This is a genomic window from Vibrio sp. 811, from assembly GCF_033339195.1.
Genome location: NZ_JAWOUB010000002.1, coordinates 355038 through 372862 on the forward strand (window position 1 = coordinate 355038; position 17825 = coordinate 372862).

14 protein-coding genes are annotated in these 17825 nt (G+C 44.0%); 8 read left to right on the forward strand and 6 right to left on the reverse strand.

The annotated features are described in order from the left end of the window. Positions 1-71: 71 nt before the first annotated feature. The 4 genes from R7Q46_RS05435 (at position 72) to R7Q46_RS05450 (ending at position 3519) form a co-directional block, all read left to right on the forward strand. Complete coding sequence (locus R7Q46_RS05435; RefSeq protein ID WP_213871587.1) at positions 72-1046, forward strand: J domain-containing protein; 975 nt, start codon at positions 72-74, stop codon at positions 1044-1046. Positions 1047-1223: 177 nt separating this feature from the next. Then, on the forward strand, positions 1224-1406 hold the full coding sequence (locus R7Q46_RS05440) for a hypothetical protein (protein ID WP_005377960.1): 183 nt from the start codon (positions 1224-1226) through the stop codon (positions 1404-1406). 412 nt (positions 1407-1818) lie between these two features. After that, entirely contained in the window at positions 1819-2211 is a 393-nt protein-coding gene (locus R7Q46_RS05445) for a SulA-like leucine-rich domain-containing protein (protein ID WP_005377962.1), read from the forward strand. A gap of 204 nt (positions 2212-2415) precedes the next feature. After that, positions 2416-3519 carry a phosphoribosylaminoimidazolesuccinocarboxamide synthase gene (locus R7Q46_RS05450; protein ID WP_064376418.1) on the forward strand — a complete coding sequence of 368 codons (1104 nt, stop codon included), beginning with the start codon at positions 2416-2418 and terminating at the stop codon, positions 3517-3519. A 78-nt stretch (positions 3520-3597) separates the two neighbouring features. Here R7Q46_RS05450 and R7Q46_RS05455 read toward each other — a convergent pair whose 3' ends face one another. From R7Q46_RS05455 to R7Q46_RS05465, 3 genes are all read right to left on the reverse strand, one after another. Next, positions 3598-5271 (reverse strand): alkaline phosphatase D family protein, encoded by a 1674-nt coding sequence (locus R7Q46_RS05455; RefSeq protein WP_158173811.1) that lies wholly within the window; start codon positions 5269-5271, stop codon positions 3598-3600. 330 nt (positions 5272-5601) lie between these two features. Further along, positions 5602-5979 (reverse strand): hypothetical protein, encoded by a 378-nt coding sequence (locus R7Q46_RS05460; RefSeq protein WP_005388859.1) that lies wholly within the window; start codon positions 5977-5979, stop codon positions 5602-5604. 287 nt (positions 5980-6266) lie between these two features. After that, positions 6267-8621, reverse strand: coding sequence for a helicase-related protein (locus tag R7Q46_RS05465; protein ID WP_213871586.1), 2355 nt, complete (start codon positions 8619-8621; stop codon positions 6267-6269). 213 nt (positions 8622-8834) lie between these two features. Here R7Q46_RS05465 and R7Q46_RS05470 point away from each other — a divergent pair, with 213 nt between their 5' ends. The 3 genes from R7Q46_RS05470 (at position 8835) to R7Q46_RS05480 (ending at position 13002) form a co-directional block, all read left to right on the forward strand. Next, positions 8835-10523, forward strand: a complete 1689-nt coding sequence (locus R7Q46_RS05470) for an NAD-dependent malic enzyme (RefSeq protein WP_005377977.1) — start codon at positions 8835-8837, stop codon at positions 10521-10523. A gap of 154 nt (positions 10524-10677) precedes the next feature. Further along, positions 10678-11412: a vancomycin high temperature exclusion protein gene (locus tag R7Q46_RS05475; protein ID WP_005388862.1), complete on the forward strand. Its 735-nt coding sequence runs from the start codon at positions 10678-10680 to the stop codon at positions 11410-11412. A 219-nt stretch (positions 11413-11631) separates the two neighbouring features. After that, positions 11632-13002: an SLC13 family permease gene (locus tag R7Q46_RS05480; RefSeq protein WP_017634863.1), complete on the forward strand. Its 1371-nt coding sequence runs from the start codon at positions 11632-11634 to the stop codon at positions 13000-13002. Between the two features lie 141 nt (positions 13003-13143). Here the strand turns inward: R7Q46_RS05480 and R7Q46_RS05485 are convergent, their stop codons facing one another. Next, positions 13144-14481, reverse strand: coding sequence for a GGDEF domain-containing protein (locus R7Q46_RS05485; protein WP_213871585.1), 1338 nt, complete (start codon positions 14479-14481; stop codon positions 13144-13146). Positions 14482-14815: 334 nt separating this feature from the next. On the opposite strand from R7Q46_RS05485, the gene R7Q46_RS05490 reads away from it, so the two are divergent. Then, positions 14816-15640: a DUF2797 domain-containing protein gene (locus R7Q46_RS05490; RefSeq protein WP_149191896.1), complete on the forward strand. Its 825-nt coding sequence runs from the start codon at positions 14816-14818 to the stop codon at positions 15638-15640. A gap of 90 nt (positions 15641-15730) precedes the next feature. On the opposite strand, the gene R7Q46_RS05495 is transcribed toward R7Q46_RS05490, so the two are convergent. Together R7Q46_RS05495 and R7Q46_RS05500 are read right to left on the reverse strand one after the other, a co-directional pair. Beyond that, a complete protein-coding gene (locus R7Q46_RS05495) occupies positions 15731-16966 on the reverse strand; it encodes a cysteine desulfurase-like protein (protein ID WP_213871584.1) in 1236 nt (411 codons plus the stop codon). Further along, entirely contained in the window at positions 16950-17606 is a 657-nt protein-coding gene (locus R7Q46_RS05500) for a 2OG-Fe dioxygenase family protein (protein WP_005377989.1), read from the reverse strand. Before R7Q46_RS05500 ends, R7Q46_RS05495 begins: the two co-directional genes overlap by 17 nt. Positions 17607-17825: the final 219 nt, after the last annotated feature.

A 17825-nucleotide genomic window follows, 5' to 3' on the forward strand; every position in this document is an offset into this window, starting at 1 on the left:
TTGCACCATAACGGTAATAATAAAAAATTACCGGAGCAGGCCTAACCATTATCGTTAGGCCTGACATATTAATGTCTGTCAAAACGTCTGCCCTACTCTGCTTATTTAGCCTTAGCTTTTCTGGCTACTCACTTGCCTCTCAAGCTCCAAATGACCCCATCGAACAATACGAGTACGCACAACAATTATTGGCATCAAACGAAGCTGAAGCCTCACCAGAAACGCGCTACTGGCTAGAGCAATCCGCCAACCAAGGTTACCTCCCTGCACAAAAACAGCTCGCGAACGACTTTGCTAAAGGGATAAATGGCGAAAAAAATGAAACACAAGCGTTATATTGGCTAACCTCTATCGCACTCAATGACCCAACCGATCGTGGCTTTCTTCTCGCCGATTTTATTCAGCGCAATCCAGATAAGGTCACAACTTCTCAATTGACTGAAGCCTTGTATCAAATGGCTTCTCAGCATAATCCAGCAGCAGAACAAGCTTATAATCAACTGTTAGAGCTGCGCTTCAACCAACTGCGAGCTAAACAAGTCTCGCAAATAAAGTCGCTCGATAAAAAGGCGGAGCAAACACAAGAAGAGAAAAGCACAGTTGCAACCCCCAAAGTAGAACACTCGCAGTTTCTATGGCTGATTTGGCTAGCGGCGATACTCATCATCAGCGGCTTAAGTTTCCTCGTGATCAAAAAACTCAAGCAGAATAGAAAAGCGCGTGAAGCCAAAGGGGAAAGCCAAAATCAACGAATGGCGGAAAAAATAAAAGAGCTAGAGTTTACGAACAAGCAACTGAAGCGTCAGTTAGAGAAAGTATTCAGAGAATTTAAGAAATCCAAAACTCAGGCAGAAAACCATAAGCTAAGCGTCGCGTGTGCTATGTTTGGCTACACACCACAAACCATCCCTGATTTACAGGCAATCAAGCTACGCTATAGACAGTTATCAAAGCTTTATCATCCTGACACAAGGGGCAGTGAAGAAGAAATGAAGCGACTCAATCATGCCTTTAAGCTCGTCTCACAAAATGTTACAAAACAGTAAAAATAGGTCAGGATACTTTGGCTACCATGCTTTTATTCCCATATAATCAAACACCGCAATCGATCTCCCTCTCAAAGAAATTAACAGACATTTAACTTAAGTCGCGCTTTTATGCCATAATGCCCGGCGCAAAATAACACCTAACGACTCAAATTAATCTAGGTGGGGAGAAAATCAATGTTCACTGAAGAAGGCACCTGTGATTGGTGTAAAAAACCTAGTCTTGTAACTCGTCACGATTATTTAGATGGCAAGCACCACTACTCATGTAAAGCTTGTTACGATATGGCAAAAATCGACGTGCGCCTATTTAACCAAGGCGAATTGCAAATGCGCGAACGTTTGCAACGAGCGAGCTAAGCAAGACGGAATCAATGGAACTGATTTTCAAAAGCGCCTTTTATAAGGCGCTTTTTTGATCTCCCAAGCCTATTTCCAATCTCTATCTCGTATTCCCTCCTATCCTACATAGCATGTCGCATCGGTTATCAGCCCTCTTCCACTGTATACAAACCACTGTCCGTGAAAAACACCTGTATATACAGTAGTAAACCCCTGTATGTCTCTCGTCCAACTTTCTACTCACCTCACATTTTTAAATTGATGTTAGACATATCAGAAATAAAAAATAAACAAATAAATTCAATTACTTAAAGTAAAATTCTTTTATTTCCTTTTCAAAAAACCGCAAATAACTTTTGAGAAACTTGTTGATCAGGTCGCCAAAACAAACTACTGTATAGGCATACAGCATGTATAAAGGAACAGTAAGATGCAGTTACAAAGTCAATCTCATACATACTCTCGTTACAACGTATTGGCACAAGCAACTAAGCCCATGGCCGTTTCGGATCAGCTTCTATCTAAGCTGGCTGTTTTATCGCAGCAGAAACAATGGATTTTGTTTACAGCAGACTGCCCTCGTCCAGACTTTGAACAACTCACTGCTTCTAATATTTGCTGTAAAAACGTTATTCAAATGAAGCCCTCTCAACAGCTTTCAGAAGTCGAGATCGTGATAAAAGCCATCCGATCAGGCAATGCCAGTGCTGTTGTCGCATCCAATAAAATTGCACTTATGAATCAATCTATGTTGCGCGACATGGCGCAGCGCTATCAGTGTGAAGTCTTTTTCGTCGAAGGCAGAGTTAATAAGTACCACTAATAAGTTCGACGTTATCCATCCTGCATCTCGCCTCCTTTTTAAGGGGGCTTTTTTTTGTATTAAAGAAAATAGGCAAACGTTTGCTTTTTCTCTGGCGAGTTAAAATAGTTCTGGTATGATGCCCACATTCGATTTATTCAGCGCCCACATTTTGCTGAATATCTTCTCTTTCTGACGTTTGATTAAGATGATAGGAATGTCGCAATGAGCCTTGCTAATCAAGTACTTGCCGTCAATGACGACCTGCCAATTCGCACCCATAAACCCGTTCATAGTGGAAAAGTTCGTTCAGTTTACTGGTTAACTGATGAAGACAGCGCCCGACTGATCAAAGAAAAAGGATACAATGTCGCGCCAGATGCGCCTTTGGCTATCATGGTGATTAGCGACCGAATCTCTGCGTTCGATTGTATTTGGCATGCTGAAGGTGGTCTTAATGGTGTCCCGGGTAAAGGGGCTGCGCTTAATGCGATTTCTAATCACTGGTTCAAACTGTTCAAAGAAAATGGCTTAGCAGATAGCCATATTCTAGACATTCCTCACCCTTTTGTTTGGATTGTACAAAAAGCCAAACCGGTAAAAATCGAAGCCATCTGCCGCAAATACATCACGGGTTCGATGTGGCGCGCTTACGCAAATGGCGAGCGCGAGTTTTGTGGAATCCAACTTCCTGAAGGGTTAGAAAAAGACAAAGCACTGCCAGAGTTGCTAATGACCCCATCCACAAAAGGCATTCTAAAAGGCATTCCCGGTGTGCCAGAAGCGGATGACGTTAATATTACTCGTCAAAATATCGTAGACAACTACGAAGCATTTAACTTCTCAAGTGCGGACGATATCGCACTCTACGAAAAACTGCTGAAAGAAGGCTTTAACGTTATCAGCCAAGCATTAGAAGCAATTGACCAAATCTTTGTCGATACCAAATTCGAATTTGGTTATGTTCATGATGCTGCTGGCAATGAAAAGCTGATTTACATGGATGAAGTGGGTACACCAGACTCGTCTCGTATATGGGATGCTAAAGAGTACCAAGCAGGTCACATCGTAGAGAACTCAAAAGAAGGTTTCCGCCAGTTCCTACTTAACCACTTCCCTGACCCAGATATCTTGCTAAATAAAGAACGTATGCCAGAGCGTGAAGCACTCGCTCGTGATAATGCTTTACCCGTCGAATCTTTGATGGCGATTTCGAGCACCTACATTGGTATTGCCGAGAAGATTACAGGCAAGCCGATTCATTTGAGTGAGAATCCGAAAGCGGAAATCATCGAAGTTCTGAGCAAAGAATACGGATTGATTGACTAGCACTGTCGCTAGATTGCTAAATGCTTTCCAATAAAAAGTCCGCACTAGCTTGCGGACTTTTTTCGTATTAGGCTCAGTTTAGCCGATATTTAACGTAGTGCCATCTGTTGTAGAGGCTGACTTGGTCGTCACCTGATATGTTTTGTCTTTAATCGTTGATACGAAATACCAGGTCGACTCTGCCTTGTCGGGCGTAAAAGTAACGCGCATAAAGCCACGCTGTTTGATGTCTGCCCACTGTAATTCTGACACTAAGTGCGGCAGCGTGTATTCCATTTGAGCGATCGCAACAGGGTCTAACGCGAGGTAGGCCTCTAACCCAGGGGAACTCACAGAGCTAGTCGCAAACTCTACCCCGATAGGATGCTTAGATACGTCTTTAAGCTCACTTGCCCATGCGTTGTGCGTATCTCCTGCCAAACAGACAAAGTTACCACTGCTGGCTTTGGCCAGTTGATAAACGTTCTCTCGCTCAACGTAGTAACCATCCCATGCATCTAGGTTATATGGCAAAGCAATGGTATCTAAACTTGGGTCAGAGAGATAACCCGTAATCGCAGAGTTTACCGCTAATAACGCCTCTGTTTTTTGTTCTTCAGTGGCAGTAAACAATTGAAACATCGCGGTCATAACCGAACTTGGCAACTCCATACGAGACATTAACACTTGTTGCCCTAGCACATTCCAAGTTGCGTCGTGCGTACTGAACGCATCCATCAGCCAAGCGAGTTGGTCAGCGCCTAACAGCTCTCGGTCTTGACTGCGCGACTGGGCAACTAAACCGCCAATAGCTTCCATCGTTGGTGAGCTGAGCGAGAAATAATCCAACGGTTTATCACGCCCCACAAGTCGCGTGTCGAGCATCATCAAATTGACTAAACTTCCAAACGAAAACTGACGGTAAATCAGCATGTTTGAGAAAGTGTTTTCACGAACGGGCAACCATTCTGTCCACGCGGCAGCCGCAGATGCACGACGATCATTAAAACTGCCTTCCTCTTCTTGATGGTTTTCCGCACCATTTTTCCAAGTATCATTTGCAAGCTCATGGTCATCCCAGACAGCAATCATTGGTAGGCTCGCATGTAACGCTTGCAGATCAGCATCTTGGCGATATTGCGCATACCGTTTTCGGTAATCATCTAAGGTAATACATTCAGTGCCTTTGCTTGGCTCTCGCCCTAGTGCCTCAGCATCTTCACTAGCGTAGCCACCAGCACCATACTCATAAATGTAATCACCGAGATGAAGCACCACATCAAACGGGTCTTGCTCATGTTGATTTAAAATCTCTCGATACACATGGAAATAGCCAGCAGGATAGTTTGCACAAGAAACAACCGCCATGGATGCCTTTTCTACACCATCCTCTGGTAATGTTTGAGTTTGCCCGACTTCGCTAGTGACATCTCCAACCATGAATCGATAGTAGTAGCGAGAATTTGCGTTGAGATTTTGAACATCGACTTTTACCGTGAAATCTCGGCTCGTGTCTGTGGCAAAAGTGCCACTTTGCACGATATCAGTAAAATTTTCGTTAGATGAAACTTGCCAGCTTACATCTGCGTAGCTTGCTGAGGTCGTAACACGAGTCCAAATGATTACTTGTGTTTGAGTAGGATCTCCACTCGCCACTCCGTGCTCAAAGGTAACCGCAACAGATTCACTAGCATCGCTACCACAGCCCACCAGCCCGGTAACAATCGCCGTTGAAGAGGCAGCTTTCATAAAGTCTCGACGAGACAAAGACATATTGACTTCCTTTCTTATTGTGTTTGTTTTTATGCCCAAATGACGTGGTGACTCAATCATCCTTGTATGCCAATAAGGGACGTTAATTCGAACTTACAGTACCAACCACTTAGTCGGTAATTTGTCCTAAAAACACAAAGTTAGAAGCTAGTTATGACAATTGCATTTCCAAACGTTACATTTTTGTTAATTTAAGTGCAAATACTCTATATTCATCACACTTCCTAAGACCTGTGACAAAAACCTCAAAATAAAAAAGCGACCTACTTTGAGGTCGCTTTTCATTGCACTATTGTTAAGTAGTACATCGATGAAGTGGAAATACTCAGCCTAAAACTTGATGTTAAGAACATCTTGTTCTGACGTGTCCACCTTCAACTGACTGCGAGATTCTATGTACTCGATTTGCTGAACATCGAGCGAATATGGCATAACGACTCGCAATTCATTGATCCCTTCATGTTTAGCTAGCTGGGTTAAGCGGACCAAATTGGATTCATCACTTTTACGAGAAGACATCGATTTTAATGCGGCATCCCACAACCGATCTTCAGGCTTGCGCAATTCCGCAATGTTCTGTTTCCACATCAAACCGAAAATAGGCGCGATGGTGGCAAATGCCTCTAAAAAGGTCCATTTTTTACTACCTGTCGCTCCTAAAAAGCTAGTGTAGTCGAATTCAATGCACGTCTTTCCTTGTTGATCCATTCTATGCCCCCGACACTCGAAAATGAGATATACCAAATATCGTTCAACTGTTTTGATATAGCAATGGGATATAAAACATTCGTCTTTTATGCCCTAATTTACATACAAAAGGAAATATTAAAACCAGCTTTGTAACAACTGATGTACAGCTTCGCCATATATAAGCATTCAATTGATTAATATTTCAATAAGAAACTAAAAACAACACGCAAGTAACGCTATCAATATGAAATCATTATAGATTCACCAAGAAAATATCAATTCTTGTCACAACGTCATCCGCCGACCTACTTTACATCAATCACTCGACTGGCCTTTTTATACTGTATCTTCCAACCAGCCCAACGTGGCAGCTCCCAACGCTTCGGGTCTCCCTTACGGTTTCCCTCTCGATAAACGACCTGTACTAGCTTGCGAGACGCGTAATACTCAACATCCAGTTGGAGTTCTGGCAGCGAAAGTTCTAAAGGGTACTGCTCCGTGAAATCGTCGTATTCCCATTCTGGAACACCGTTAAATGTTAAGTCTTCCGGTTCAAACAACGCCATATCATCGACATTTTCAACGCCTAATGTTTCCAACTGATCCTTTAACCAGCTAGAAAATGTCAAGGAGGCCAAGTCGTTAACCTCTTCTCCTTCGACATTAAGGCCCAATGCGTTGTAGAGTTTCCAGTGTTGGATTTGTTGTTTTCTTTGAGAAGCAAATCCTGGTAACAGTGTCTCGTCTTCTATCATTTCGACAATAGACTGAACAGCAACATCACCTTTTAACGCTTGATGTTCAGTACAGATTGTTCGTCCGGCGTAGACCAAATGCATCGTTGCTCTTGGGGTCTCCTCTTCATAATTCGTCTCACCTTGTTGCCACTCCCCTAGCTCAAGTTCGCGTAATAATGTCAGCGGGATAGGCATCATAACCGATGCGAGGTTCAGTGTTTGCTTAACGCCTCGTCCTGGCACGCTATGGCTATCTAGCACGATGGCCGCTTCTTCTTTATCAGGAAAGCGGCTGTTACGCCCAACCAGCATCTCGACTACGCCATTTCCTAGAGCATCCCTTCGACGAGCTCGTCGGACAAACACAAGCTCAGGGTGCAATGAGGCGATGGAGAAAAAGAGCGCTTCACGTTTATATCGAGAGGCAACGTCAAGTTCCGGTAATTCAAATACTTCTCGCATTTGTTTCGCTAAACCTTGTGCCTCTTCGAGTGCGCTGGCATCAATGACAATGCCCGGAAGTCGCTCCCCCCGAACCAAACGGATCAACAAAGAGACATCACATCCGTATGGCTCCTCTTGAGATAGAAGCTCAGCAACTTCACCACTTTGTCGCTGATAGAGCTGCGCAGGCACAGATAAGGCGGCAGCCAAATCAATCATTGCTTCCTTCTCTGGCTTCGCTTGAATTCTGGTAACGAGATCGGCAAACAGTGCATCAATGGGTAGTGGATATACTTTTCTCCCATGCTGCGTGACATTGCCATCCTCATCAATCGCTTCCATAGATAACAACGTCGAATGAGATGCCTCTAGCGACTTTGGAGGAATTGAGTCGAGAAAATCGAGTGTTGAAAGACGGTATCCACAACAAGCCGCTGCCAGCATGGGTTCGACGAGCTCTTCTCTGTCTAATTCTGGAGGTGTCACCAACTCTAAAGGCGCGTGCTCACCATATAGACGAATACAAGCCCCTTCGGTAACGCGACCTGCTCGCCCCATTCGCTGCGCGGCACTGGCCTTAGAAATGTTGGTTAATGTCAGTGCTGTACGTCCATTTCGTTGTACAGTTCTGCGCTCTAAACCACTATCGATTACCACACGGATATTAGGAATGGTCAGAGAGGTTTCCGCGACGTTGGTTGCCAATACGACTTTCCGTTGCTTTTGTACCGTCAGCGCACGATGTCGTTCTTCATCACTGACCGAGGCATGAAGTTTAACCACCATGACATCACTGCTGCTTTGTAGCATCTGCGCGCATTGGGCGATCTCTTTACGTCCTGGGAGAAAAACAAGAATATCGCCATCTTCATCTTCCAGTGCTTCTTTTACCGCTCCGACAACCTCCTGTTCACATCCCTTTTTGTTCGGTAAATAGCGGCTGTCTGTAGAACGATGTGTCACCGTGACTGGAAAGCAACGTCCCTCCGAACTCAGGCGCTTAGCATTCAGGTAACGAGCAAGCTTTTCGCCTTCTAAGGTAGCGGAAGTGACGATCAATCGATGTTGATTTCCTTGCTTCAAAATGGCGGTTAATAGATCAATATCCCAGCGTCGCTCGTGAAATTCGTCCACTATCACGACATCAAAGTCTGCTAGCTTGTTTTCCGAAAACCAACGCAGTGCAACCCCCGGAGTCACAAATACAACTTCGGTTTTTTCATCAAAGTAGGCATGAAGCTTGACCGCGTAACCGACTTTGCGACCTATTGGCTCTCCAGATTGCTCCGCAAGAAATTCAGCCAGCGAGGTACAAGCAATTCGACGTGGTTCAATAACCAGAACGCGTCCGTGTTTTGCCGCCCACATGGGCAAGCGGGTAGATTTACCCGACCCGGTTTCGGCTTCCACCACAAGATGGTTAAGGTTTACATGATGGTCAAACTCGGCTTGCAGGCTGTCGATAGGTAGTTGAAACATAGAAATTGGATTTGATTTGATGATGCAAAACATTATACCCAAGTAAAAAAATCCTGCTTTAGGTATCTCTAAACAACCAATATTGCCGATATTTTCGTCGGTATCTGAATTTTTTTGCGACATTACATTGATGTGCATCAACGCATGTTTACAACTAAATAGTGAACCCGTTAAAATTTGGTGCGCATCCTTCAACCCTACATAAGGCACCCAATGAACAACGATAAACGCCCACTATATATTCCATATGCGGGTCCGGCTCTTTTAGCAACCCCTCTTTTGAACAAAGGCAGTGCATTCTCTGCTGAAGAACGTAGTTCATTCAACTTAGAAGGTCTGCTTCCAGAGTCGACCGAAACTATCCAAGAGCAGGTGGAACGTGCCTACCAGCAATACAAAAGTTTCGAAAGCGATATGGATAAGCACATTTATCTGCGTAACATCCAAGACACCAACGAAACATTGTATTACCGCCTAGTGCAAAATCACATTTCTGAGATGATGCCTATCATCTACACGCCGACTGTTGGCGCAGCATGTGAAAACTTCTCTAACATTTACCGTCGTGGTCGTGGTCTGTTCATTTCATACCCGAACCGTGACCGTATTGACGACTTGCTGAACAACGCAGCAAACCACAACGTTAAAGTGATTGTTGTGACAGATGGCGAACGTATCCTTGGCTTGGGTGACCAAGGTATCGGCGGCATGGGTATTCCTATCGGTAAACTGTCACTATATACCGCGTGTGGTGGTATCAGCCCTGCTTACACGCTACCAATCGTGCTTGATGTGGGTACCAATAACCCGCAACGCTTAGCTGATCCGATGTACATGGGTTGGCGTCATCCTCGTATTACGGGTGCAGAATACGATGCATTTGTAGAAGAGTTTATCCAAGCGGTGCAGCGCCGTTGGCCTGATGCTTTGATCCAGTTCGAAGACTTTGCTCAGAAAAATGCGATGCCTCTTCTTGAGCGTTACAAAGACCGCGTGTGTTGCTTCAATGATGATATTCAGGGTACTGCTGCTGTTACTGTTGGCTCTCTACTTGCAGCTTGTAAAGCAGCAGGAACTCAGCTTTCTAAACAACGTATTACCTTCCTAGGCGCAGGGTCTGCTGGTTGTGGTATCGCAGAAGCGATCATCGCACAAATGGTATCGGAAGGAATTTCTGACGAGCAAGCTCGCTCGCAAGTTTACATGGTTGACCGTTGGGGTCTGTTACAAGAAGGCATGCCTAACCTTCTTGATTTCCAACAACGCTTGGTGCAAAAGCATACCAATACGAAAGAGTGGGAAAATGAAGGAAATGGCTTCTCACTACTCGATGTAATGCGTAACGCGAAGCCAACGGTACTAATTGGTGTTTCTGGTGCTCCTGGCCTATTTAGCCAAGAAGTCATCGAAGAAATGCATAAACACTGTAAGCGTCCGATTGTCTTCCCACTGTCGAACCCAACAAGCCGCGTGGAAGCGACACCGAACGACATCATTCGTTGGACAAATGGTGAAGCACTGGTTGCAACAGGTAGCCCATTTGAGCCAGTGGTTCATGAAGGTCGCACTTACCCTATTGCACAATGTAACAACAGCTACATCTTCCCAGGCATTGGCCTTGGTGTACTTGCTGTCAATGCAAAACGTGTCACTGACGAGATGCTAATGGAATCAAGTCGCGCGCTAGCAACATGTTCTCCTCTAGCAATCAATGGTCGTGGTGCTCTACTTCCACCACTAGAAGAGATCCACTTAGTATCGAAAAAAATCGCATTTGCCGTTGGTAAAAAGGCAATTGAACAAGGTGTCGCATTAGAAATTACTGATGAAGCATTGAACGTGGCGATTGAACAGTCGTTCTGGCAACCTGTTTACCGCCGCTACAAACGCACTGCGTTCTAAGCTTGAGACAATTCGTTTAATAATTAGCCCCTACCATGTAGGGGCTTTTATTTTTTTATCATCCTAACCAGATTTTGGCATAAATGGGCTTCTCTCTTTTTGTTTCTATCAGATATGATGAGAACTACATTTTTAGTTAAGGATATAAAACGTTTTGTTGTTTTCTCGCATAAGATCAAAGTGGAAGCTGAAATTTTCCTGGAAGCGATTTGCTTTGATTTTGTCGATCTCTGCACTTAGTCTGCTTGTTTCTGTTATTGCCATCGACCGGTGGGTGGTTTTACAAGCCAAAGAGAGCATTTTCACTGAATACGAGCAAATCCCTCAACATGAGGTTGCCGTAGTTCTTGGTACCAGTAAATACATCGGAAAGATCCTCAACACTTACTACACTCATCGCATTAATGCGGCGATTGAGCTTTACAACCAAGGCAAAGTAAAACAGTTTTTATTGAGTGGTGATAACGCCCACCGTTCATACAACGAACCGTGGACAATGAAACGCGACTTACTTAAAGCAGGCGTGCCTGAAGAAGTGATTCACCTTGATTATGCTGGCTTTCGTACCTTAGATTCGATTGTACGAGCAAAAAAAATTTTTGCTTCGGAGCGATTTCTGATTGTGACTCAACGCTTTCACTGCGAACGCGCACTGTTCATCGCTGATGCTTACAGCATTGATGCACAGTGTCTCGCGGTAGCAGGGCCGACGGCCAACAAGCAAAAAACATCGATGCGTGTTCGAGAACTGCTAGCCCGTGTGAAAGCGTTTTTAGACCTGTATATTATCAATACGCAGCCTAAGTTTCTTGGCCCTCAAGAACCTATCGTCGCAGTAAAAGAGCCAAATAAAGCAGCTAACGAGCCTCTTCAAGTCCCCGTCGAATAGAGGAATAACGTGGCTCACAAGCCTAGTAACATTTCTATAAAACAAATGGGTAGTTTTCTACCCATTTCCAATTCTCAACATCACACTTTCTAATTTGCTCTACGATTCAGGCAAAACTCTTTTTCGCATTCAAAGTAACATTTCATCAATAAATAACTACAAGTCAGTTACTTTGCCATAAAAAAACCGACAAAAGGCAATGCAAAAGGAGCACTACCCATGACCGCACTCGCTGTGACATTGAAGAATTGGTTCTTCACTCGCAACAGCATGATTTTGAACGCGAATATCCTATTGTTCATTATCTTGTTTAATACCTTACCCTTTGAACCACAAGTAGTAACCGGCCTGAGCATCTTAGTTTTTGTTGCTATTTTGTGGCTAACCGAAGCGATTCACGTCAGCATTACTGCGCTGCTCATACCACTACTTGCGGTATTTTTGGGTGTGTTCAACACTCAAGCCGCACTGAATAACTTTTCCAACTCCATCATTTTTCTATTTTTGGGTGGTTTTGCACTAGCTGCGGCTCTACATAAACAAAAGTTAGATCAAGCTATTGCAGATAAAGTACTATTGCTGGCAAGAGGAAAAATGTCTGTCGCTGTATTCATGCTATTTGGTGTGAGTGCTGGCCTGTCAATGTGGATTTCAAACACCGCCACCGCCGCGATGATGTTACCGCTTGTGCTGGGTGTGATGACAAAGCTAGACGCCAAGAAAAACCACAACACCTTTTTGTTTGTTCTACTCGGTATAGCTTACAGTGCTTCAATTGGTGGTATTGCAACACTGGTTGGTAGCCCACCAAACGCAATTGCAGCAGCTGAAGTTGGCCTTAGCTTCACTGAATGGATGAAGTTTGGTGTACCTATTTCCCTAGTATTAATGCCAATCGCTATCCTCGTATTGTACACGATGACTAAGCCTGACCTTAGCCACAAGTTTGACCTTGACCATCAACCAGTCGAATGGACAAACGGCAAAATGATTACGTTGGCGATTTTCTTACTGACCGTGACGTTGTGGATATTCAGTAAGCCTATTAACGCTATGCTGGGTGGCTTCGCGAAGTTCGATACTCTTGTAGCTATTGGCGCCATCCTTCTACTTGGTGCTTCTCGCGCCGTCGAGTGGAAAGATATTGAGAAAACAACCGACTGGGGTGTGTTAATCCTATTTGGTGGTGGTATCTGTCTGAGTAACGTCCTAAAAGCAACCGGAACAAGCGTATTTTTAGCTCATAGCTTGTCAGGCTTCCTTGAGCAAGCCGGTATTCTCTTAACGATTCTTGCAGTGGTTGCTTTTGTTGTCTTCTTAACTGAGTTTGCGAGTAACACCGCCAGTGCTGCGCTACTTGTCCCTGTATTTGCGACCATTGCAGAAGCCTTGGGCATGTCTCCGGTTATTCTTTCTGCACTGATTGCCGTCGCTGCATCTTGTGCATTTATGTTACCAGTTGCAACACCTCCAAACGCGATTGTGTTCGGTACGGGTCATATCAAGCAAAAAGAAATGATGCGAATTGGTTTCGTATTAAACATTGCCTGTATTGCTGCACTAACGCTTTTCGCTTGGTTGTTCTGGTAAAAATAGCAAGTTCGATTAGCACTACACTGCTGCTCACGGTAATCGTATCGATAACCCAAACTTCCCCCCTAAGTGGTGTTCAGCAGTTTCCCTCTTGGTGGCCAGTTGGCCACCTTTTTTTTTCCTTTCAGTGAACGGCTATCAGGCTTGCTTCTTTTCGCAAGCAAGTAAACCATAATGAGCTTCCACTCGGTTGCGACCATTGCGCTTCGCCTGATACAACACTTCGTCAGCTCTCGCCATGGTTTCTGAGACGCGTTCATTCTGCATTTGGGCAATGCCAATACTGCAAGTTAATGATTCACCGTGCACCCACAAATGATCCTCCACATTTTTGCGAATCATTTCTGCCTTCTCTAACGCTTGTTCAATATTGGTATCAGGGCAAAATACGACAAACTCTTCGCCGCCCCAACGAACGAGTCGATCGTCTGAGTAAATAGAAGTCGCTACCACCATGACAAATTCGCGCAATATGTCATCCCCCATTTGGTGCCCAAATTTGTCGTTCACCTTTTTAAACTTATCCAAGTCCAAATAGAGAATACTGAAGGTGTTATGCCCCCAGCGAACCTGACGAGATTGTTGTTCCAGCCAGTGTTGCACAGCATATCGGTTCATCGCGCCCGTCAAAGCATCTCGATGCGCTAACTCTGCAAACTCATAGTTTTGAGCTCGCAAAGTATCATTCACCTTCTCCAAATGACGGTGACGCTTTTGTGCTTTTTCATAAGCCACTCTATTTTTTCGTAACTCATTCAGTGAAAACGCCAGTCCAAGCGCCATCCAAGAGAGTAATAATGCATACAACAATGTTTCTTGCGCAAGGTAAGCGCCTTCAAACTCAATTTTATCAATCACAATTCTATGTTTACCAAGTGCCGCACCAGACCCAGTTGCAATATCAATACGTGTGATGTTTGAAAATTCAGGTGCAGAGTGTTCAATCGCGACTCCGTTATCTACTAACCACCAGGTCATCACCTGAAGATTTTTAATCGGAATTTCGACAATATCGCTCGAACCCGATGGAGAAAACTGCATGCCATTATATTTAATGGTGTACTCGTCGTCCGGCTTGGAATACTCAGAATTATAATTGCGAAGATACAAACGTAGGTCGTGGCTAGGGTTAGCCCCTATTCCTGCCTCTTCATATCGCACCTTCAATCGAATCGTATGGTAGTTGGAAAGGTCAATACCCTGTGTTGGCGTTGCTGAATCGGTATAAACCGAGATTCCGCAATAAGGCCAAGCATACGAGCTCTGCTTTAGTTCACAGCTAAGAACTAGGCTTTGCCGATCGTATGTGATATCTGCCTCACTCACACCTCCTTCACTGGCATCTTTAGTTGCATAGATATTGAAATGCTCAGGTGTAATGGTCAGCTTTCGCGTATCGCCAAGCACACTATAAAGGGCAACCAAACTGATAGTGCAAATAGAAAGAGCAAAGATAAAGTTATGGATCCACTTCATGGGCAAGTGACCTGCTGAGATTATACAATACGTGGGGTTCAATAATTTCAAAAAATGAAATCAAGGTGATTTATCAAGAAATAAAATCGCTTTTTCATTCAATTCTTATTTTCGACACATAGTAACGGATTTTGAACCGTCATCACGTTTTAAAATTTCTAAAAAGTGCAGCCCAACTTCTATTTGCGAAGCATTTCACAGCCATAATTTTTAGAAAATAAAACACGATGCATAATAATTTAGTGCAAGACATTTACTTTAAAGCTCCTGTCAACCCTGCATCTCTTCTCCACTTCAGTATATACTGTGCAAAAACACAATAATGAGTAATGTCATGTCATTAATTGCAACTGGCACGCTAAACAAAATGCGTGCTTCTCTGGACGGTGCCGTCAACTACCGTCTTCCTGTCGGTGAGGAAGAGATCGACTTAACTCCGTTTCTGGGTAAAACGCTCACACTGACTCACACTGGCAATATTTTTTGTTGCTCATGTGGAAAGAAAACGAAAAAGAGTTATTCGCAAGGCCACTGTTTTGTATGCATGAAAAAGCTAGCAAGCTGCGACATGTGTATCATGAAGCCAGAGACCTGCCACTACGATCAAGGGACTTGTCGCGAACCACAATGGGGTGAAGAGAATTGCATGGTGGATCACTTTGTCTACCTGTCCAACACATCCAGCTTAAAAGTTGGTATTACTCGTCATACTCAAATCCCGACTCGTTGGATTGACCAAGGCGCGACTCAGGGCTTGCCAATTTTTAAAGTAAAAACTCGCCATATCTCCGGTTTAATTGAAGTTGAACTGGCGAAACATATCGCAGACAAGACCAATTGGCGCGCACTGCTTAAAGGTGACGGTGAACCTATGGCATTGCAGGACCGTTTTGCTGAGCTATTGCCTTTAGTCGAAGAGAAAATTGCCGAGATAAAACAGCAATTCGGCGAAGATGCCATTGAAGTATTAAACGAAAGCATTACCGACCTTAGCTACCCGGTACAACAGCACCCAACGAAGATCACTTCGCATAACTTCGATAAAAACCCGGTTGTTACTGGCACTTTGCAAGGCATTAAAGGTCAATACCTCATCTTTGATACTGGCGTTATTAATGTAAGAAAATTCACTTCCTATGAAGTTGAAGTTAGTGAGTAATCGCTTGCAGAACGCGTTGATTCAAATAAAAATGAAAAAAGCTCGAGTTTGACTCGAGCTTTTGTTTTTCTATTAGGAAGAAATCGTTAGTTATGCGTCAAGGATGCTTTCTAGCACATCGAATAACATATCGACTTCTTCTATTGTGTTGTAATGCATACAACCAATTCGCACTACACCACCCGATTCTTCTAAACCAAGTTGACGAACTAAGCCCAACGCATAAAAGTGACCATTCCATACACAAATGTTATGTTCACCCAGTGTTTTCGCGATGAACTCTGGAGAATATCGGTCAAACGTTAGCGCAAAAGTTGGCGTGCGGAGTTGGCTATCTTCCTTTGCGATACCGAATAGATTGACACCATCTAATGCATTCAAACGCTGTAAGAAACGCTCACTCAAGCGCTGCTCATGTTGTTCATACAGTTGGTAGCTTTGCTCCAACCGTTGGCGAAGAGGTAAACCGACTTCACCAAATTGAGCCAGATACTCAACCGCAGAAACGACACCAGCAAGACCTTCAAAACTTTGCGTTCCTGTTTCAAATCGACCAGGGCCTATATTAGTGGCAGGCTCGACTTTGTATGGGCGAATACTGTGGAGCCACTGATCGGCTATGTAAGCAATACCAACGTGCGGTCCGAAAAACTTGTAAGCTGAGCAAGCTAAAAAGTCACAACCTAACGCTTGAACATCAACCAAATGATGAGGCGCATAATGGACGGCATCCACATAAACTTGTGCCCCAACATTGTGCGCCATGCTGACTACATGCTGTACATCCACAATAGAGCCCGTCGTGTTCGATGCATAAGTCACAGCGACAAGGCGCGTTTTATCAGAAAGAAGGCGGCTTAAATGCTCCATATCCAGCGTACAATCTTCTTCGTTGATACGAACTTGATGAACCGTAACGCCTTTATCTTCTGCCGCTTGCTGCCAGCTGGATACATTTGAATAGTGATCCAAAGCGGAAACAATGATCTCATCTCCTGCTTGCCAATCTCGACTAATCGCGCGACTAAGCTGAAAGGTTAGTGAGGTCATATTGGCACCGAAGACAATATTGCCAGATGAAGGGGCATTAAGTAGAGCCTGAGCCGACTCACGCGCATTTTGCATTACGTCAACGGTCACTTGGCTAGAAAAATAATGCCCGCCTAAGTTAGCGTTGAAACGACCTAAATACCCTACCATGCTGTCTAGTACTAATTGAGGCACTTGTGAGCCACCTGGACCATCAAAAAACGTCACGGGCTTGTCGTTGTGGTATTGAGCCAACGCCGGAAATTGCTCTCTGATCTGATTAAGATTGAAGTTCATTACGCTTATCCGTAGCCGTGAGTACAAATACATCCATATGGCCCGCTTCGTCATCAATAACAGAGCGGATTGGGCACGCGTTATGCCACAGCTTGCTATCAGCCAAGATTGCGACCTCTCCGGTTTCTAGCACTTTACGGAAAAATGGTGCTTGGTTATGGCTGCTGTACAGCATGATGTCGCCACCGATGATGTTATGGCGTCCCACACCAACCATTGCAATGTGATCAAAACCGTCTTGGTGCACACCTTCAGGTGCTACTTGGGTTTCTTCTTCCAGTGCCCTGATACGGATTTGGTGAATTTCTATTTCTTGACCGTTTGGCAGATGATTCGCATTGACAAACAATTCACACATTTCTCGAAATCCATCGCTGGTAAGAATATCCTTCTCAATTGGCTCGAATTGTCTTACAACATCACCTTGAAATCGGTTGATATCAGAGGATTGAACAAAGCTATTTTTATTTAAGTCGATGACTTTGCCGTTATCAAAACCAACCACAGAATAACGTCGTAGTCGATACTGACCATCTGCATGCTCGGTACGAGGCAGTTCTTCAAACGATGGGGAAAGCTGCTCAATTGCTGCCATGCTGAGCTGTGTTAAATGTAGAGTATTCTCACGTGAATGTAACATCATTTGCTCCTTTAATGAGGCACATTAATTAACATTTAATTTACACACTAGGTTACGCAAATATTCTGCAATTACCAGCTTTTAACGTCGATAGCTTCAACAAAACGACGAAAACAACATAACAAACCAAATCAAACCACAAAAACAGAGCCATGTTTCAGTTTTACGCTTTGACAATATTTGAAACTAGACTTCTCTACTACGAATAGAATTTTATGC